General features: G+C 61.5%; 13 protein-coding genes and 3 pseudogenes. 14 read left to right on the top strand and 2 right to left on the bottom strand.

Going from position 1 to position 19725, the window contains the following annotated elements; translation table 11 throughout:
• Positions 1-37: 37 nt before the first annotated feature.
• The 10 genes and pseudogenes from tssK to ASE98_RS12580 all read left to right on the top strand — a co-directional run bounded on the left by tssK (position 38) and on the right by ASE98_RS12580 (position 13861).
• A complete protein-coding gene (tssK, locus tag ASE98_RS12620; RefSeq protein WP_060541694.1) occupies positions 38-1390 on the top strand; it encodes a type VI secretion system baseplate subunit TssK in 1353 nt (450 codons plus the stop codon).
• Positions 1387-2070, top strand: a complete 684-nt coding sequence (gene tssL, locus ASE98_RS12615) for a type VI secretion system protein TssL, short form (protein ID WP_060541693.1) — start codon at positions 1387-1389, stop codon at positions 2068-2070. Before tssK ends, tssL begins: the two co-directional genes overlap by 4 nt.
• A gap of 10 nt (positions 2071-2080) precedes the next feature.
• Positions 2081-3820 (top strand): OmpA family protein, encoded by a 1740-nt coding sequence (locus ASE98_RS12610; RefSeq protein WP_060541692.1) that lies wholly within the window; start codon positions 2081-2083, stop codon positions 3818-3820.
• Between the two features lie 15 nt (positions 3821-3835).
• Positions 3836-4327 (top strand): Hcp family type VI secretion system effector, encoded by a 492-nt coding sequence (locus tag ASE98_RS12605; protein ID WP_060541691.1) that lies wholly within the window; start codon positions 3836-3838, stop codon positions 4325-4327.
• 147 nt (positions 4328-4474) lie between these two features.
• Entirely contained in the window at positions 4475-7117 is a 2643-nt protein-coding gene (gene tssH, locus ASE98_RS12600; protein ID WP_060541690.1) for a type VI secretion system ATPase TssH, read from the top strand.
• A pseudogene (locus tag ASE98_RS25820) lies at positions 7114-8088 on the top strand (type VI secretion system Vgr family protein); the annotation flags it as partial. The gene tssH and the pseudogene ASE98_RS25820, both read left to right, overlap by 4 nt.
• 23 nt (positions 8089-8111) lie before the next feature.
• A pseudogene (locus ASE98_RS12595) lies at positions 8112-10115 on the top strand (DUF2345 domain-containing protein); the annotation flags it as partial.
• Complete coding sequence (locus ASE98_RS12590) at positions 10112-12019, top strand: phospholipase D-like domain-containing protein (RefSeq protein ID WP_060541689.1); 1908 nt, start codon at positions 10112-10114, stop codon at positions 12017-12019. The pseudogene ASE98_RS12595 and the gene ASE98_RS12590, both read left to right, overlap by 4 nt.
• Positions 12019-13281 carry an SEL1-like repeat protein gene (locus tag ASE98_RS12585; RefSeq protein WP_060541688.1) on the top strand — a complete coding sequence of 421 codons (1263 nt, stop codon included), beginning with the start codon at positions 12019-12021 and terminating at the stop codon, positions 13279-13281. Before ASE98_RS12590 ends, ASE98_RS12585 begins: the two co-directional genes overlap by 1 nt.
• A gap of 112 nt (positions 13282-13393) precedes the next feature.
• On the top strand, positions 13394-13861 hold the full coding sequence (locus tag ASE98_RS12580; protein ID WP_060541687.1) for a hypothetical protein: 468 nt from the start codon (positions 13394-13396) through the stop codon (positions 13859-13861).
• 73 nt (positions 13862-13934) lie between these two features.
• Here ASE98_RS12580 and ASE98_RS12575 read toward each other — a convergent pair whose 3' ends face one another.
• Positions 13935-15518, bottom strand: coding sequence for a peptide chain release factor 3 (locus ASE98_RS12575; protein WP_060541686.1), 1584 nt, complete (start codon positions 15516-15518; stop codon positions 13935-13937).
• 553 nt (positions 15519-16071) lie between these two features.
• Between ASE98_RS12575 and ASE98_RS12570 the strand changes: the two genes are divergently transcribed.
• Genes ASE98_RS12570 through ASE98_RS12555 form a run of 4 tightly spaced genes read left to right on the top strand, consistent with a single transcriptional unit; the run spans position 16072 to position 19522 of the window.
• Entirely contained in the window at positions 16072-16788 is a 717-nt protein-coding gene (locus tag ASE98_RS12570; protein ID WP_060541685.1) for an ABC transporter permease, read from the top strand.
• A 20-nt stretch (positions 16789-16808) separates the two neighbouring features.
• Complete coding sequence (locus ASE98_RS12565) at positions 16809-17702, top strand: glycine betaine ABC transporter substrate-binding protein (protein WP_060541684.1); 894 nt, start codon at positions 16809-16811, stop codon at positions 17700-17702.
• A gap of 12 nt (positions 17703-17714) precedes the next feature.
• Entirely contained in the window at positions 17715-18368 is a 654-nt protein-coding gene (locus ASE98_RS12560) for an ABC transporter permease (protein WP_060541683.1), read from the top strand.
• Positions 18365-19522, top strand: a complete 1158-nt coding sequence (locus ASE98_RS12555; RefSeq protein WP_060541682.1) for an osmoprotectant ABC transporter ATP-binding protein OsmV — start codon at positions 18365-18367, stop codon at positions 19520-19522. Before ASE98_RS12560 ends, ASE98_RS12555 begins: the two co-directional genes overlap by 4 nt.
• 80 nt (positions 19523-19602) lie before the next feature.
• On the opposite strand, the pseudogene ASE98_RS27205 reads toward ASE98_RS12555, so the two are convergent.
• Positions 19603-19725 (bottom strand): annotated as a pseudogene (locus ASE98_RS27205) (IS110 family transposase); the annotation flags it as partial.

Below are 19725 nucleotides of genomic sequence, written 5' to 3'. Positions count from 1 at the left end.
TGATCAATCCCAAGCCAATTCGTAGGGATACGACCTCATGAAGATCGACCGCCCCTTGTGGGCCGCGGGGGCATTGCTGTCCCCGCAGCAATTCCAGCAGCAGGCACGCTGGGAAGCCTGGGCCAACGAGTGCCTGGCTCGTCTGTGCCTGGTGCACCCCTGGGGCGTTCGCAGCGTCGCCTTCGACCTCGAAGCCTTGCGCCTGGGCACGCTCAAGGCTACCCGGCTGAACCTGCGCATGCCCGACGGTACCTTGATCGACACCGATCATGTCGATCGGCTGCCTCCGGGCCTTGAGTTGTCGCACCTGTTACCGGGTGATAGCCAGGCCGCGACTTTGCTGCTGGCCCTGCCGCTGGAGCAGGCCAATGGCAACAACTGCCTGTTTGATGGCGAGGGGGACCGACCCACCCGTTATCGCCAGGACTGGCGTCAGGTACAGGACATCTACGCCGACGAGGTGCAATCGGTCGGCGTGCTCGAACAGGTGCTGAGCCTGCGCCTGGAGCACGACGAGAACGGCGATTACCTGACCTGCCCGATTGCGCGGATGGTACGCGACGGGCAGGGCGCCTGGAGCCTTGACCCCGACTACATCCCGCCCTTGCTCAGTTTCGCCGCGCACCCGGGGCTGCTGACGCAACTGGACAACCTGTTGACCCAACTGTCCTCCAAGCGGCAGCGACTGATGGGCATGCGCCGCGAAAGCAACCAGCGCATGGCCGACTTCGCCGTGGCCGACGTGTCGCTGTTCTGGCTGCTCAATGCCTTGAACACCTACCAGCCGGTGTTGGCCGATCTCAAGGCCTGGCCTGCCAGGCCTCCCGAGCAGGTCTACTTGGAGCTGACCAAACTGGCCGGCAGCCTGCTGACCTTTTCCCTGGAACACGATGTCGAGCAGATTCCGCCTTACCGCCACGATCACCTGGAAAGCGTGTTGCCGCCGCTGTTGCGCATGATTTCCACGTTGCTGGAGGCCAGCCTGCCTTCGCGGGTCATCGCCCTGGACCTTGAAGAGCGTTCAGCCAACCGCTGGCAGGTGCGGCTCGACGACCCTCGGCTGCGGGAGCCGGACAGTGCCGATTTCTATCTGTCGGTGCGTTGCCGCCTGCCGGCCGTGCAACTGCAGAGCCAGTTCCCGCGCCTGTGCAAGATCGGCACGCCGGACGAAGTCGATCAACTGGTCAACGCCGCCCTCGACGGCGTGCCGTTGCAGTCCCTTAGCCACGTGCCGGCGGCCATCCCCCTGCGCCTGGAAAACCAGTACTTCGCCCTCGACCTCAACCATGCCAAGGGGCAAGCCATCCTGGCTCAGGGCATCTGTGCCTTCTACGTCCCGAGCACCCTGGCCGACGTCAAACTTGAACTGTTCGCGGTACTACGCGCATGAACCTGATCGAAACGAAACAACACAGCGTCATCGCGGTGGACATCGACGCCTTGTTGCAGGACAGCTACCTGCTGGTGGTCGAGTTGCGGCAGGGGGCTTCGGCGCAAAACAGCGATGAAGTCAAAGCGCTTTGCGTGCAGCAGGTCGAGCGTGTTCGCCAGTCGCTCGAAGAGGCCGGCCTGGCGCAACGCAGCATCGACCATATCAGCCATGCGCAATGCGCGTTGCTCGATGAAACCATGCTCAATCTCACCCACGACGATGCCCATTCGCGCTGGGCCAGCGAACCCTTGCAAACCAGGTTCTTCAACCGCCATCAGGCCGGGGTGTTCCTCTACGAGGACATGCGCGAGGTGCTGCGCGAACCGGCGGCGGACCCGCTGGTGCTGACGGCTTTCCAGCGGGTCTTGACCCTGGGCTTTAAGGGTCGTTACGCCGATATCAATGACCCCGAGCGCGAGCAACTGCTGGCCGCCCTGAATGATCGGGTCGCGCCTTTGCCATTGCATCGACGCTCGACCGCGACGTTGAGCGGCGGGCAGGGCATGACGCGGCTGCCGCAATTGCGCTCACCCCTGGTCAATGCCGTGGCCGCCGGCCTGTTGCTGGTCGGTGTCTGGTACGCGCTCGATCAGTGGCTGGGTGGCCTGGTGGCGACGCTGTTATCAGCAGACGCCTGAGGTGGGGTCCATGACGCTCAAACTCAAACAAGGGCTCTGGCTATGGACCGGTGCACTGGCCCTGATGCTGCTGGCGATCATCCCGCTTGACGGATGGACGCGCGGGGTTGGCGTCTTGATCGTTGTCGGCAGTGTTGCGTTGGCGAGGGTGCGGGCGGCGCGTCAGGCAGCGCAGCAACGGGAACTGCCCGGTTCCCTCGATGAATTCGCGCTGCCCCCGGCGAGCTACGGACATCCCGTGGTGCTGGTCTGTGGCGACGGCCTGTCCAGCCTGTTTGGTTTCGATGCCTGCGAGCATCCCGCGCAGCGGTTGACCGAGCAGGGATGTTACCTGCGGGTCGCCCGTGTGCAGCAGCTGCCCGGGCTGGTCGACAGCGTCATGACCTTGCGCCCCCAGTGGGGCGGGCAGCTCAGCGTGATGTTGATCGTCAACCCGGGCGAGCACATCAATGCCGCGGCGTTGGCCGGGCAGGTTCGTACCTTCATTCATCAGGTCGCACAGACGCGCAAGCGTGGCTTTAGCTTGCCGTTGCTGCTGGTCAGCTATCAGCAGTCCCCGGCGGCCAAAGGGGCCTGGTTCAGCTGGGGCGCTGGGCAGGGCCAATGCAACATTCTGCAGGCCGGGGCCAGCTTCAGCCCAGAGGGCTGGTATCGGCAATCCGCGCAGAGTGCAGTCCACACGCAACGATTGCAGGCGGGCATCCAGCTCAACGGCGCCGCCGCGTGGCTGGACGAGCAGGTCCTGGCGCACTTCACCTGCCGTGAAGGTCGCCAGCCTGTCGGCCTGCCGCTGGTGTGGGCCTGCACACTGGTACCGGCACTGCCCGGATATGTTCCCGGCAACCTGTGGCGGCAATGGCAGCGTGACAAGACCGCGTTGCTGGACGCCGATGTCGCTGTGCAAGTACCGGGGGAGTCGCTGCCGTTCCCTGATCCTTTGCTGACGCTGCTGCCCCGACAGGCACAACCTTCGCCACGGCGTGGCGCCATGGTGATCGCGGTGTGGCTGTTCGCTGGCGCCGCCGTTGTCGCCCTGACCAGCTCGGCCTGGCAGAACACCTTGCTGCTGCGCCAGGTCAGTGACGACCTGCGCCGCTACACATCCATTGCTTCGACCGCGCGTCCCGAGCAACCCGAATACGCCCGGCGCGAGGATGCGTTGAACGTGCTGCGCGAGGACGCAGTGCGCCTGGACAGTTACTACCGCCTGGGCGCGCCCCTGGCACTGGGCCTTGGCCTGTATCACGGCGAGCGACTGCGTGAACGGCTGTTGACCACCATCGCCGAGCACAGGCAACCGGTGACCCGCCCGCTGCCGGCACGCACCGCGCGAACCGTACGCCTGGACAGCCTGTCGCTGTTCAGCAGTGCCAGCGCACAACTCAAGCCTGAATCGACCAGGGTGCTGATCGACGCCCTGGTCGGCATCAAGGCCCAGCCGGGCTGGCTGATCGTCATCGCCGGGCATACCGATGCCGTGGGCAGTGACGAACACAATCTGCAGTTGTCCCGCGCCCGTGCGGCCGCGGTGCGTGACTGGATGCAGCGCATGGGTGGCATCCCCGACAGCTGTTTCGCGGTACAGGGCTTTGGCAAGAGCCAGCCGATCGCCAGCAATGACACCGAGGCGGGGCGCCAGGCCAACCGTCGCGTCGATATCCGTCTGGTCCCGGAAGTGGGGGCCTGCGCGCTACCCACGGCCGGGGCCGACGTTCAATCCCCTGTCGCAAACGCGGCATTTGTGTACTGAGAAAAGGAGCATCACATGGCAATTCCCATTTACCTGTGGCTGAAAAATGACGCTGGAAACGACGTCAAAGGTTCAGTGAACGTAGTAGGGCGCGAAGGCAGTATCGAGGTGGTCGCTCACTCCCATAGCGTTTACATCGCCACCGACGACAACACCGGAAAATTGACCGGTACCCGGACTCATGCCCCGTACGTGTTTACCAAGGAGGTCGATGCCGCCAGCCCATACCTCTATCAGGCTGCAACCACCGGCCAGACGCTCACCAGTGCCGAGTTCAAATGGTATCGCATCGACAACAACGGCCAGGAAGTCGAGTATTTCAACGCCACCCTTGAAAACGTCAAGGTAGTGAGAGTCGCTTCGGAAATGCATGACATCAAGGACCCGACCAAGTCCAAACACAACCACATGGAAGAGATTGAGTTGCGCTACGAGAAGATCACCTGGCTCTACCTGGACGGCAACCTCATGCACGACGACTCCTGGAACCAGCGCTCGAGCGCATAACCCGGGAAAACCGGCAGGCAGCGCTTGCCTGCCGGTTCGGTGTGCTGGGTTGAACGTCTGCTCGCGGACGTTCAACCCAGCCCATCCCGCCACTTCCATCGCCCCCACCGACCACCCGCTGAGCCCTCAGCACAAGGACGTAACGCCATGCCCCATAACTCCACGCGCCTGCTTCGCCGTCTCAATCCCTACTGCGCCCAGGCGCTCAGTGCAGCGGCTTCCTTGTGCCAAAGCCGAGCCCATGGATGGATCAGCATCGAACACTGGCTGCTCAAGTTGCTGGAGCAGGGCGAGGGCGACCTGACCCTGATCGCCCGTCGTCACGAATGGGACATGGACGCACTTTGGCGCGGTCTGCTTGACCATCTCGATACGCTGCCGCGCAGCGTGCAAGGCAAGCCGCAGTTGTGCGGCAAGTTGCACAAACTGATCGAGAGCGCCTGGTTGCGCGCGTCGCTGGAAGGGCATGACAGCCTGCGTTCGGTGCACCTGATGGGCGCGTTGCAGGACAGTCCGCAGCTGCTGGCTTGCGATGCGGCCTGGCCCATGCTGAGCCTTGGTGACGTGCACTTGCAGCAGCTGTCGACGCTGCTCGATCAACACTCTGAGGAACGCCCTCAGGTCCAACAGCAAAGTGCACTGGACCAGACCGCGGCTTTGCCCATCCCCGGTGCTGCCGTGCACGATGCCTTGCAAGCAGTACTGGACAAATTTACCCAGGACATCACCGCCAAGGCGCGGGGCGGGCAGATCGACCCGGTGTTCGGGCGTGACGATGAAATCCGTCAGGTCATCGACATCCTCAGTCGCCGGCGCAAGAACAACCCGATCCTGGTCGGCGAACCCGGCGTCGGCAAGACCGCGCTGGTCGAAGGCCTGGCCCTGCGCATTGCCGACGGCAACGTGCCGGACAGCCTCAAGGCGGTCAGCGTGCGCACCCTGGATCTGGGCCTGTTGCAGGCGGGCGCCGGGGTCAAGGGCGAGTTCGAGCAACGCCTGAAAAACGTCATCGACGCGGTGCAGCAGTCGCCCAACCCTGTGTTGCTGTTCATCGACGAAGCCCACACCCTGATCGGTGCCGGCAACCAGGCGGGCGGGGCGGATGCGGCAAACCTGCTCAAGCCGGCCCTGGCCCGTGGCGAATTGCGCACCATCGCCGCGACCACCTGGAGCGAATACAAGCAGTACTTCGAGCGCGATGCCGCACTGGAGCGGCGCTTCCAGATGGTCAAGGTCGACGAGCCGGACGATGCCAGCGCCTGCTTGATGCTGCGCGGCCTCAAGGCGCGTTACGCCAGCCATCACGGCGTGCACATCCAGGACGCGGCGGTGCAGGCGGCGGTCAGCCTGTCGCGGCGCTACCTCACGGGCCGGCAGTTGCCGGACAAGGCCGTCGACCTGCTCGACACCGCCAGCGCGCGGGTGCGCATGAGCCTCGACTGCGAGCCCCAGGCACTGGTTCGGCTCAAGGCCCGGCATGCCGCGCTGGAGCTGGAGCGGCGTGCGCTGGAGCAGGATGTGCAACTCAATGGCAGCGACCTGGGCGAGCGTTTGAGCCTGATCGCCGGGCAACAGGTCGAGCTGCAGCAACAGCAGGACGACCTGCTGCGCCAGTACCACTACGAGCTGGACCTGACCCGGCAATTGCTCGATGCGCGCCAGGCCGAACCCGCCCGCAGCGACCTCTGCGCGAAACTGCAGGAGCAACTGCCGCGAGCCCAGGGCAGCCAGCCGATGCTGTCCCTCGACGTCGATGCCCGCAGCGTCGCCGAAGTCATCGCCGACTGGACCGGCGTGCCCCTGGGCAGTTTGCTCAAGGACGAACAAGCCAGCCTGCTGGACCTGGAACAGCAACTGGGCGAGCGGGTGATTGGCCAGGACGCTGCCCTCGGCGCCCTGGCCCAGCGCCTGCGCGCGGCCAAGACCGGTCTGACCGAAGAACAGGCGCCGCTGGGGGTATTCCTGCTGGTCGGCACCAGCGGCGTCGGCAAGACACAAACCGCCCTGGCGCTGGCGGAGTGCCTGTTCGGCGGCGAAAAATCGCTGATCACCCTCAACCTCTCCGAGTACCAGGAAGCCCACACCGTCAGCCAGCTCAAGGGCTCGCCACCGGGCTACGTCGGTTACGGCCAAGGCGGCGTGCTCACCGAAGCGGTGCGCCAACGGCCCTACAGCGTGGTGTTGCTGGATGAGGTAGAGAAGGCCCATCGCGACGTGCTCAACCTGTTTTATCAGGTGTTCGACCGCGGCTTCATGCGCGATGGTGAAGGGCGCGAAATCGACTTCCGCAACACCGTCATCCTGATGACCTCCAACCTCGGCAGCGATGCGCTGCAAAGCGGCCTGCGCGACCAGCCCGAGGCCAGCGACAGCGAGCTGCACGAATGGCTGCGACCGCTGCTGCGCGAGCACTTCCAGCCCGCCTTGCTCGCCCGCTTCCAGACCCTGATCTACCGCCCGCTGCAGGCCGAGGCGCTCAAGCGCATCGTCGTGCTCAAACTGGCCAAGGTCGCCAAGCGCCTGCACCGCCATTACGGCCTGACCTGCCAGATCGACGATGGCCTGCACGACGCACTGGTCGCCGCCTGCCTGCTGCCCGACAGCGGCGCGCGCAACATCGACAGCCTGCTCAGCCAGCAGATTCTGCCGGTCCTCAGCCAACAGCTGCTGCAGCGCCAGGCCGCCCGGCATAAAACCCTTGGCGTGACCCTGGGCTACAGCGACGAGGAGGGCATCACCCTGCAATTCAGCGACGCGCCCTCAGCCGTTGCGATGGAGGGCCAAGCATGAACACCTTCTTCGACCACAGCCGCCACAAACTCAAGATCGACCAACTCGACACCCACCTCGACGTCCTCGCCTTCGAGGGCCATGAGTACCTCAGCCAACCCTACCTCTACCGCATCGAATTCACCGCCAGCGACCTCGACATCGGCGCGGAAAAACTCATCGGCCAATACGCCGAGTTCAGCCTGTACGCCCACCCCTCGACGCGGCCGGTGATGTCCTGGGACGAACCCAARCCACCCAAACCCCTGCGCACCCTGTACGGCCGCATCACCGGCTGCCAGCGCCTGTCCGGGTCGGTCGACGAAGCCCGCTACGAAGTCACCCTGCAACCGCGCCTGGCCTTGCTCGATCGCGGCCAGCAAACGCGCATCTACCAGCACCAGTCCGTGCCGGACATCGTCAAAAGCATCCTGCGCAGCCGCCACGRTCTGGACACCGGGCAYTTTCGCTTCACCCTCAAGCGCGACTACCCGTCCCGCGAACAGGTCATGCAGTACCAGGAAAGCGACCTGGCCTTCATCAGCCGGATCCTCGCCGAAGTYGGCATCTGGTACCGCTGCACCCAACAYGAAAAACTCCACTTCGACATGGTCGAGTTCTGCGACGACCAGCGCTGCTACCAGTTCGACGTCGAATTGCCGCTGCGCTCACCATCGGGCTTCAGCAACAGCGACGAGGACAGCGTCTGGGCCCTGCAGACCCGCCACCAGGTGGTGGAACAGCAGGTCAATGTTCGCGCCTACCACCCCGAAGACAGCCGCGCCTACCTCGATGGCGAAGTCGACCAGACCCAGGGCGAGCCGGCYGYCCACGGCAAAGTCGAACGCCCCAGCGCCGACAACACCTACGGCGAGGCCTACCACTACGCCGAACCCTACCGCGTGCTCGGCAAGGCCCACCTGCGCGACGAAGACCTGCAAAGCGAAAGCGGCTTTTTCTACGCACGCCTGCGCCATGAACGCTACCTCAACAACCAGACCCATGCGCCGACAACACCTACGGCGAGGCCTACCACTACGCCGAACCCTACCGCGTGCTCGGCAAGGCCCACCTGCGCGACGAAGACCTGCAAAGCGAAAGCGGCTTTTTCTACGCACGCCTGCGCCACGAGCGCTACCTCAACAACCAGACCCACCTCAGCGGCACCAGCAGCAGCGCCACCCTGGCCCCCGGCCAGGTCCTGACCATCAGCGGCGACACCCCCAAGGCCTTCGCCCCCCGCGTAGTGATTAAAAAGATCGCCATCCGCGCCGCCCGCGACCGCAGCCTGACCTGCGATTTTGAAGCCATGCCCTACGCCTTGCGCCTGTGCTTCCGCCCCGAAATACCACCCAAACCACAAATCGCCGGCACCCTCCCGGCACGCATCACCCACCCCCAGAGCAACCCCCTCTACACCGAAATCGACCAGCAMGGYCGCTACCGGGTCAAATTCCTCTTCGACCGCGACACCTGGCCACCCGGCCGCGAAAGCAAATGGCTGCGCCAGGCCCGYGCCTACGCCGGCGACACCTACGGCCTGCACCTGCCGCTGATCGCCGGCACCGAAGTGGCGATCGCCTTCGAACAGCCACCCGGCCGCGAAAGCAAATGGCTGCGCCAGGCCCGCGCCTACGCCGGCGACACCTACGGCCTGCACCTGCCGCTGATCGCCGGCACCGAAGTGGCSATCGCCTTCGAACAGGGCGACCCGGATAGACCCTACATTGCCCACGCCTTGCATGATGACCAGCATCCCGACCTGGTGACCATGCGCAATGACCATCGCAATGTGTTGCGTACTCCGGCCAACAACAAGTTGCGCCTGGACGACACGCGGGGGGAGGAGCACGTCAAGCTCAGTACTGAGTATGGGGGCAAGAGCCAGCTCAATCTGGGGCATCTGGTGGATGCCAAGAGGGTCAAGCGCGGGGAGGGGTTTGAGCTGCGCACGGATGATTGGGGCAGTTTGCGCGCGGGCAAGGGCGTGTTCATCAGCGCCGATGCGCAGGCCAAGGCGCAAGGTCAGGTGCTGGACATGGACGACGCCGTGGCCCGACTGCAACAGGCCGGCGAACAGCTGCAGCAGCTCTCCACTGACGCCCACACCGCCAAAGCCGAACCGGCGGACGTAGCCGCGCAGCTAAACCTGCTGCGCCAGGATCTGGAACAACTCAAGTCCCAGGTCCTGCTGCTCAGCGCCCCGCAAGGCATCGCCTTGACCAGCGGAAAACACCTGCAACTGGCGGCCAAGGACAACCTGATGCTCAACGCCGGCGGCGAGGCCGACCTCAGCGTGATCAAGCGCCTGTTCATCGGCGTCGGGCAGGGAATGAGCCTGTTCGTGCGCAAGCTCGGCCTCAAGCTGATCGCCAATCAGGGCCCGGTGAGCGTGCAGGCGCAAAACGGCCGACTGGAGCTGATCGCCCGGCACGGCCTGGACATCACCAGCACAGAAGACGAAATCCACATCACTGCAAAAAAGAAAATCGTCCTCAACGGTGGCGGCAGTTACCTCAGCCTGGATGAGTGTTGCATCGAGTCGGGCACGGCAGGGGATCACAAGGTCAAGTCGGCGCATTTCGACTACAGCGGCCCGGCGAGCATGAAAGCCACGCATCCGGATTACCCGCAAAGCCTGTCCAGGCAGACCTTACGGTTCAACCTGCCGCCAGCCGCCAATGCTTCCGGCCATAACTGGGCGGGTATGCCCTACACCCTGTACGCCGACGGCGCAGTCCTCAAACAAGGCGTGCTGGACAAGACCGGGCAACTGTCGATCGACCATCAGGTCGTCACCCGAGGCTACCGGTTGGTGATGGCCAACGGTGTGGCCTACCAGATCCCGGTGCCCAGCGAATACCGCAACGCCGAGCAGGCGCAACTCGCCAATCGCGGCCTGCACAACCACCCCTCACAAGCCGATGCCGAGCTGAGCCAGCCCGCATCGCACACCGATCACCGCGCGCAGTACGCCGTGCAGATGGACGCCACCGACCAGGAAGGAAAAACACAATGAGCAGACCCGACATCGTCGTGCCGGTCGCGTTTCAGCATACCGACGAGGTGACCTGCACCCCGCCGTGGTACGTGCAGAACACCGAATACCCGCCGGCCAAGGCAACCTATGAGCCCTTGATCAACGGCGAGGAGGCCTTCCGGGCCGTTCACAATGCCATCAAGGAGGCTGTCAGAACGATCGACATCATCTGCTGGGGTTTCCAGCCGTCGATGTACTTCATCCGCGACGGCGAGGCGCCGTGCATAGGCGAGTTGCTCATGCTCAAGGCCCGGGAAGGTGTCGAGGTGCGGCTACTGGGGTGGGAGATGCCGTTCAACAGCGCGGGTTATGGGGGTGAAGCCAACCTGCCCGGTAAAGGCCCTTACCGGTTGCGTAATCGGGCGCTGCAACCTTCCACAGACGAGCAATATGCCTATGACCGTCAGTGGTTTGCCCGCTGTGCGTACGATGACCACCTGGCGCCGGCGATGCTGATCGCGCGCAAGGTGCCGGTATTCGTCAGTCGGGGTTTCAGCGTATATGAACGCGCCGAAATTGCCCATCAGGTCAAATACCAAAGCCTCGATCGACAACTCAGCCCCAGCACGCTGACCACGCTGAGCGCGACAGCGACTCACCACCAGAAAACGGTCCTGGTCGACTACGAGATACCTGGCCGCGCCGTCGGCTTCGTCATGGGCCACAACATGCTCGACGAGTACTGGGACACCGACTCCCATACGGCGTTGAACCGTAACAAAGGCACCAAGCCCGCTCCCGATAGAGGACCGCGTGGCGATACACCACGGCAGGACATTTCCAGCCGCGTAAGTGGGCCGATTCTCGAGCACCTGCACCACAACTTTGCCAAGGCCTGGCGTAAGGAAACCCGCGAAGACCTGTTCGCCTCACGCCGTGCCATGCAGATAGGGCCAACACTTCAATGCAGCCCGGAGGTCACCCGGCAAATGGCCCAGTTGGTGCGCACCCAACCGCAGGAAGGCAAGCGCGACATCGAGAAGCTTTACCTGCAAGCTGTCAACAACGCGACCCAGTTCATTTACATCGAGAATCAGTACTTTCGCTGGCCGCCCCTGGCTGAACTGATCAAGGAAGTTGCCGCCGCCCAAGCCAAAGGCGGTCGCGATCCCGGCCTGCACGGCAGCCTGCATCTGTTTGTGATCACCAATGACGAGTACGGCGCCATCGGTGCCGGCATGGTCAATACACAGCGCATGCTCGAAAGCCTCGGGCGGGCTGAGACCATGCCCCAGGTCACCAAGTTACGTCGCATCGAGGCGGTAAAAGCTCAGGCCGCTCCGCTGACTCCAACTTTGGGTGAGCTGGTCGAGCAGCGCGCTTTACTCATGATGACAAGTCTCACCGATGCGATGGGAGGCACCGATCTGAGTGAAAAAGCCAGAGAAGCTCAGCGGGAAACTGCCAACTCCAACTTTTGGCGACTGAGAGATCTCAACGCCAGCATCCGTGCAATCGAAAGCAGCAAAGTGGAGGCGAACTTGAACATACCCGGTTTGAAAATCCACGTGTGCTCGTTGGTCGCCAAAGACTCACCGGCGGACAACTGGATGCCGGTGTACATCCACTCCAAGTTGATGATCATTGACGACGTCTTCACCACCCATGGTTCGGCCAACATCAACACTCGCAGCATGCAGGTGGACAGCGAGCTGAATATTGCTCATGAGTGGGCGAGTGTGACCCGGGAAATGCGGCGGCGGTTGTGGGATCTGCATACGAATAAGAAAGGGGCGCAGGATGATGCAGGCCAGGCATTCAAGGCTTGGCAGGAGATTATTAAGATAAATAAAGACCGACAGAAGGATAAGCAAAACGGCGTGCCAGACGCCCCTCTTGTTGAATTTTATTACGACAAAGACACCATGCAGGACCTCGACTGATGCGTTGTTTACTTTTGTGTTCTTGCCTGCTGCTGGTCGCCTGTGACAGTCCCGACGCCTTTAACTCTACGAAGAAGGATCCTCAATTGAACCCGCTCACCGAGATCAAAGCCAAGTTGGCCTTTACCTGCGCCCGCGAGCAGATACCTGAAGCCTCAGCCGAGTCGGATGTACTGTTCCAGGACGCCCGCTGGTTGCAGAAAAATAATCAACTCAAACAGGATAAAAGCGTCGATGCGGAAATCGAGCGGTTGTACCGCATTGCCGCCGAGAATGGCCATTACAGGGCCAACATCAATCTGCAGAATGGTGCTATGCGTGGCCAATTCCAGCTCCGAGGCGAGGAGCACTTGAGGATGAGTCAGCAACTCATCAACGCAGGTGTGGCGACGGGATACTACTTCGTCGGGATCTTCCTCAAACAGGGCTCGGCGGGACTGAAGCAAGATTCGCAGATGTCCTTACGTTACTACCGCAAGGCGGCAGATGAAGGCAGCGCGCAAGCGCAGTACTATGTGGGTGACAAACTGGCCTGGAGCGATGCTGCCCCTGACATTGCCAGGCAAATGCGCCGTTGCGCCGCTGAACAGGGGCATGGAGAGGCGGCTACAGAATTAGGGGTCAATCTTCAGGGGAAGAAGCAGTATCAAGAAGCGCTCGAGGCATTCCAGCTCGGAGTGGCAGCTGGAGATGATACTTCTGCCGGTTTTATTGAGGCGGGATTTCGAGGTCCAGAACCTACGAATCGATTGCACTATCTCGGTCAAAAGGAAGATCTGGAGCGCGCCGAACGTTACGCAAAAATCTGGAAAGTGCTCTCTGGCTACTCCTACGCCAATCCTAAAGTCCCGGAAATAAACGAGATCGCCCCCCTCCCACCGGCCAAACTGCCAGCCTGGGACGGCAAACTGCAATGGCTCGAAGAACGCCTGGCCAACGTCCCGCCAGAAAAACCCAGCGAAACGCTGATCCGCCAACTGGCCAAGGCCAAACTCCTCGACCCCTCCTCCGGCCGCCCGTTGCCGGACTCTCCCGATTTTATCCGGACTCCTTACTCCACGCTGACCTGCAACAGTGGCCAAGCCTGCCCGCAGACGGGCTATTGGAAAGCCGAAGGCATCATCAACAAGATCCAACGCTTCGAAAAAGGCGAAATGATGCCGACCCTCAATGTCCAGCGCAGCCATAGCCGCTTCCTGCTCGCCGACAGAATTACCGTCCAAGAGGAGAAAATTAAGTGGAGCCTGTTCGGCGAAGCATGAGTATTTCCCGATCCATTTATCGGGCACGCACTGGCCGATTGTTGCAATCGGTATGGCAAAAGTCTGACGCAATACAACCACCGCCAATTCCGGCAACTGCAAGGAGCAGAAAATGACCAGACTTAAAGCAGGCAAGATAAACGTAGAGTTTGAGGCAGCCCCACAAGGAGCGGAAACGACGGCAGACGATGGCTATGTCCAGGTAGACCGCGAAGGTAACTTCGTTGGCGCCCAGATTTCTGGCTGCGTGGTGGAGAAGGTAGAGGGCTGCGTGAAAGTCACGCGCCCGGCCGGGGCAATAATGTTCCTGGATGAAGCGGGACATATAACGGTCGAGAACATGACCACCAAATCAGTAGGGATCGAGAATTTATTCGAGATTGAATCCTTCGCGATGCGAACCGTGGATCAGTTACGTATTTATCGCGTGGAGTATTTTGGCGGGGGATATGTCGAGGTGACGTATTCGCAGGAAGGTCAGGTGATAGAACTCATCGGTTACAACATCAAGCAGTCCATCAGCAAGGACAATGAAATTCTCGTCCGCCAAGGTGACTCGGCCAGTGGTCAGGTGCATTGATCCAGGGAATTACTTAAGGCTACAAAAAACCCCGAAGCTTTCGCAACGGGGTTTCGGGTATCGCAGCTAACGCTTAGTGATGCTCACGCGTCGCACGGAATTTCACGTCCGGCCAGCGCTCCTCCATCAGCGCCAGGTTGACCCTCGTAGGCGCCAGGTAAGTCAGGTGGCCGCCGCCGTCCAGCGCGAGGTTTTCCACGGCCTTGTTGGAGAATTCCTCAAGCTTCTTCTTGTCGCTGCATTCGATCCAGCGCGCAGAGTAGACAGTGATCGGCTCGTAGGAGCATTCGACCTTGTATTCCTCTTTCAGGCGGCTGGCGACCACATCGAACTGCAGCACACCGACGGCGCCGAGGATGATGTCGTTGCTGCGCTCGGGGAAGAACACCTGGGTCGCGCCTTCTTCGGCCAACTGCTGCAGGCCCTGGCGCAGTTGCTTGGATTTCAGCGGGTCCTTCAGGCGCACGCGGCGGAACAGTTCCGGGGCGAAGTGCGGGATGCCGGTGAAGCCCAGGACTTCGCCTTCGCTGAAGGTGTCGCCGATCTGGATGGTGCCATGGTTGTGCAGGCCGATAATGTCGCCGGCAAACGCTTCTTCCAATTGCTCACGCTCGGAGGAGAAGAAGGTCAGGGCATCGCCGATGCGTACGTCCTTGCCAGTGCGCACGTGGCGCATCTTCATGCCTTTTTCGTACTTGCCGGAGCAGATACGCATGAAGGCGATACGGTCGCGGTGCTTGGGGTCCATGTTTGCCTGGATCTTGAAGATGAAGCCCGAGAACTTCTCTTCCACCGGCTCCACGGTGCGCTCGTTGGCCACGCGGGCCAGCGGGCGCGGCGCCCAATCAACGACGGCGTCGAGGACGTGGTCGACACCGAAGTTGCCCAGAGCGGTACCGAAGAACACCGGGGTCAGTTGGCCATCGAGGAATTCCTGCTGATTGAACTCGTGGCAGGCACCCTGCACCAGTTCCAGCTGTTCGATGAAGCGCTCGTACTCGTCGCCCAGATGCGCGCGGGCTTCATCGGAATCAAGCTTCTCGATGATTTTGGTTTCGGTGCGCTCGTGCCCGTGACCGGCGGTGTACACGATGATGTAGTCGTCGGCGAGGTGATACACGCCTTTGAAATCGCGGTAGCAACCGATCGGCCAGGTGATCGGCGCTGCCTTGATCTTCAGGACCGCTTCGATTTCGTCGAGCAGTTCGATCGGGTCGCGGATGTCACGGTCGAGTTTGTTGATGAAGCTGACGATCGGCGTATCACGCAGACGGCAAACGTCCATCAGGGCGATGGTCCGTGGCTCTACACCCTTACCGCCGTCGAGAACCATCAATGCCGAGTCCACTGCCGTCAGGGTGCGGTAGGTGTCTTCGGAGAAGTCTTCGTGGCCCGGGGTGTCGAGCAGGTTGATCATGTGTTCGCGATACGGGAACTGCATGACCGACGTGGTAATGGAAATACCACGCTGCTTTTCCATTTCCATCCAGTCGGAGGTGGCATGGCGGTCGGACTTACGAGATTTCACCGTACCGGCAACCGCAATCGCCTTGCCCATCAGCAAGAGCTTCTCGGTGATGGTGGTCTTACCGGCATCGGGGTGGGAAATAATGGCGAAAGTGCGGCGTTTCGCGACTTCGGCGGCCTGTTTGGTCATGGGAAATCGCCTGGCAGGTGATTCAAAAAAGGGCGGCGAGTATAGCGCAAAGGGACCGCCCCGGACCACCGCGGCGACCAACAGAGCCCCTTGCAGGAGCCGGCTCGCTGGCGATGGCATCACCTCGGTGCAACTGACAGACCGCGGGGATGCCATCGCCAGCAAGCCGGCTCCTACGGGTATGCGAGTGGGCATTAAGGGTGGCAAAAGGCTGCAAATTATGGAACCTTTTAAAAGGTGGAGGCGTCCATTCCCCTGCTACGACCACTCGTCGGGGGCCTGAAACACCCGCAATTCAGCCTGACGAGGCTGTGCTCATGGCTCAAAAAGCCGTGCGCTCTCCCCCTGTAGGAGCGAGCACGCTCGCGATGGACGCCAACGATAACGCTGGGTACCTGAAGGTACGCGTTGTCCGGACGTTTTTGCGAGCATGCTCGCTCCTACAGTGGAATGCGCTCGGCATGAGCTGCTTATCGCGATCACTTTTTCGGCAGCCAGGCATGGCGTTGCCACACGAGAAAGTGTTCGCCGACTGAAAAAAAGGAGTCCGCCTGTGGCTATCCACTATGGCAAAGGGCTGATAGGAGGCGCGCTGGTAATCGCCCTTCTGGCCCTGCTGATCAACTGGATCGGCATCAACACGATCGAACACTACCGCGACGATTTATTGTTTTACCTGCAAGCTCATTTGATTCTCGTCCTCGCGTCCATGCTGGCCGCCCTTGTCGTGGGCATCCCCGCCGGCATCCTCCTCAGCCGCCCGACCATGGTCGGCCGCGCCGAACGCTTCATGCAGTTCTTCAACATCGGCAACACCGTGCCGCCTCTCGCCGTACTGGCCATTGCCCTGGGCATCCTCGGCATCGGCAGCGGTCCGGCGATTTTCGCCCTGTTCCTGGCCTCCCTGCTGCCCATCGTGCGCAACACCTATGAAGGCCTGAAAAACGTCCAGGGTTCGCTCAAGGAAGCCGCCGTCGGCATCGGCATGACCCCGCGCCAGGTGCTGTGGAAAGTCGAATTGCCCAACGCCGTGCCGATCATCATCGGTGGCGTGCGCGTGGCCCTGGCGATCAATGTCGGGACGGCGCCACTGGCGTTCCTGATCGGTGCCAACAGCCTGGGCAGCCTGATCTTCCCCGGCATCGCCCTGAACAATCAGCCGCAATTGCTGCTCGGCGCGGCTTGTACCGCCCTGCTTGCACTGCTGCTCGACGGTCTGGTGACACTTGCCAGCCGAGTCTGGCTCGAACGCGGCTTGCGCCCGTCTTAAGCCTCGGCAAAGGAATCATCATGAAAACATCAAGCTTTTTACTAGGCTGCGTTCTGCTGTTCGCAGGATTTGCCCAAGCCGCGGAAAAACCGGTGATCCGCATCGGCGCCCGGGTGTTCACCGAACAAACCCTGCTCGCGGAAATCACCTCGCAGTACCTGCGCACCAAGGGTTACGAGGTGAAAGTCACCGGCGGCCTGGGCAGCAATCTGGCCCGCAGCGCCCACGAAAGCGGGCAACTGGACATGCTCTGGGAGTACACCGGCGTGTCGCTGGTGGCCTACAACCATGTCACCGAAAAACTCGACAGCGAACAGTCCTACGCCCGGGTGAAAGAACTCGACGCGAAAAAAGGCCTGGTCTGGCTCACCCCGTCCAAATTCAGCAACACCTATGCCCTCGCCCTGCCGAAAAACGTCGCCGACGAATACCCGCAGATCAACAACATCAGCCAGTTGAACGACGTGCTGCGCAGCGAAGGCAAGACCAACAACCTGGTGGCTTTGGACACCGAGTTTGCCAACCGCTCCGACGGTCTCGACGGCATGGTCAAGCTGTACGGCATGAACCTGACGCGCAAAAACATCCGCCAAATGGACGCCGGACTGGTCTACACCGCGCTGCGCAACGGCCAAGTGTTTGCCGGCCTGGTCTACACCACCGACGGTCGCTTGAATGCCTTCAAGCTCAAGTTGCTCGAGGACGACAAGCACTACTTCCCCGACTACACCGCAGCTCCCGTGGTGCGTCAGGCCTATCTCGACGAACACCCGCAACTGGCCGAACAGCTCAAGCCCCTGGCCGAACTGTTCGACGACGAGACCATGCGCCAGCTCAACGCGCGGGTCGATGTCGACCATGAAAGCCCTTCATCCGTTGCCGCAGATTTCCTGCGTCGGCATCCAATCAAATAAGGAGGAAAAGCCATGGAATTTCTCAACGCCTTTTCCCACCTCGACTGGCAGCAGGTACTGCACCTGACCTGGCAGCACATCACCCTGGTCGGCATCGCCGTGACGCTGGCGATTGTGGCCGGCGTGCCACTGGGCATCCTGATGACCCGCTTCCCGACCCTCGCCGGCCCCTTGCAAGCCAGCGCCACAGTGCTGCTGACCGTGCCGTCGATTGCGCTGTTCGGCCTGCTGCTGCCGTTCTATTCCAAATTCGGCCAGGGCCTCGGTCCGCTGCCGGCGATCACCGCGGTGTTTCTCTACTCGCTGCTGCCGATCATGCGTAACACCTACCTGGCCCTGACCGGTGTGGAACCTGGCATTCGCGAAGCCGCACGCGGCATCGGCATGACCTTCGGCCAGCGCCTGCGCATGGTCGAACTGCCCATCGCCGTACCGGTAATCCTCGCCGGCGTGCGTACCGCCGTGGTCATGAACATCGGTGTCATGACCATCGCCGCGACCATTGGCGCCGGCGGCCTCGGTGTACTCATTCTCGCTTCCATCAGCCGCAGCGACATGTCGATGCTGATCGTCGGCGCGGTGCTGGTCAGTCTGCTGGCCATCTTCGCCGACCTGCTTCTGCAATGGCTGCAACGCTCGCTGACTCCAAAAGGACTGCTCAAATGATCGAACTTCAAAACCTCAGCAAGACCTTCCAAAGCAACGGCAAAGACGTGAAAGCCGTGGACTCGGTGAGCCTGACCGTCAATGAAGGCGAAATCTGCGTGTTCCTCGGCCCGTCCGGTTGCGGCAAAAGCACAACGCTGAAAATGATCAACCGCCTGATCAAGCCGACCTCGGGCAAGATCCTGATCAACGGCGAAGACACCACCGGTCTCGACGAGGTGACCCTGCGCCGCAACATCGGCTATGTGATCCAGCAGATCGGCCTGTTTCCGAACATGACCATCGAGGAAAACATCGTAGTGGTGCCGAAACTGCTCGGCTGGGACAAACAGAAATGCCACGACCGCGCCCGCGAGTTGATGAGCATGATCAAGCTCGAACCCAAGCAATACCTGCATCGCTACCCGCGGGAACTGTCCGGTGGCCAGCAACAGCGCATCGGCGTGATCCGGGCCCTGGCGGCGGATGCGCCGTTGTTGCTGATGGACGAGCCGTTCGGCGCAGTCGACCCGATCAACCGCGAGATGATCCAGAACGAGTTCTTCGAGATGCAGCGCGCGCTGAACAAGACCGTGATCATGGTCAGCCACGATATCGACGAAGCCATCAAGCTGGGCGACAAGATCGCGATCTTCCGCGCCGGCAAACTGTTGCAAATCGATCATCCAGATACCCTGCTCGCGCATCCGGCGGATGAGTTTGTCAGCAACTTCGTTGGTCAGGACAGCACGCTCAAACGCCTGCTGCTGGTCAAGGCCGAAGATGCGGCAGACAACGCCCCTTCGGTCAGCCCGGAAACCCCGGTGGCCGATGCGCTGGAGTTGATGGACGAGCATGACCGGCGTTATGTGGTGGTGACCTGCGCCGAGAACAAGGCTTTGGGCTACGTGCGTCGTCGCGACTTGCACCGTCAGGCCGGCACCTGTGCTCAGTACTTGCGCGAGTTCAACGCTACGGCCGCCTATGACGAGCATCTGCGCATCCTGTTGTCGCGGATGTACGAGTTCAATCGGTCGTGGCTGCCGGTGATGGATGCGGAACGGGTGTTTCTTGGGGAAGTGACCCAGGAGTCGATTGCCGAATATTTGAGCTCTGGCAAGTCCCGTGGAGGCAAGACCAGTATTGTTTCGCCAGCAGAGACTGCTGTCGCCTGATCTGACGCCTTCGCGAGCAAGCCCGCTCCCACACTCAACCGAGTTAACTCATTGGAAATGTGGTCGAAATGTGGGAGATTCTATGTTTGGGGGGAACCCCCAAACATAGAATTTGGCTTGTATTCGCTTTGGTTTTTCATCAAGGCAAACAATACCCGAGCTAATTTTCTGGCAAGTATCACCAGCGCCTCAGTTCCTTTCAG

Origin of the sequence: Pseudomonas sp. Leaf48, from assembly GCF_001421885.1 — a bacterium.
Lineage (GTDB): Bacteria > Pseudomonadota > Gammaproteobacteria > Pseudomonadales > Pseudomonadaceae > Aquipseudomonas.
The sequence above is the reverse complement of the archived record's forward strand: the minus strand, read 5'-3'. Positions and strand labels throughout refer to the sequence as shown.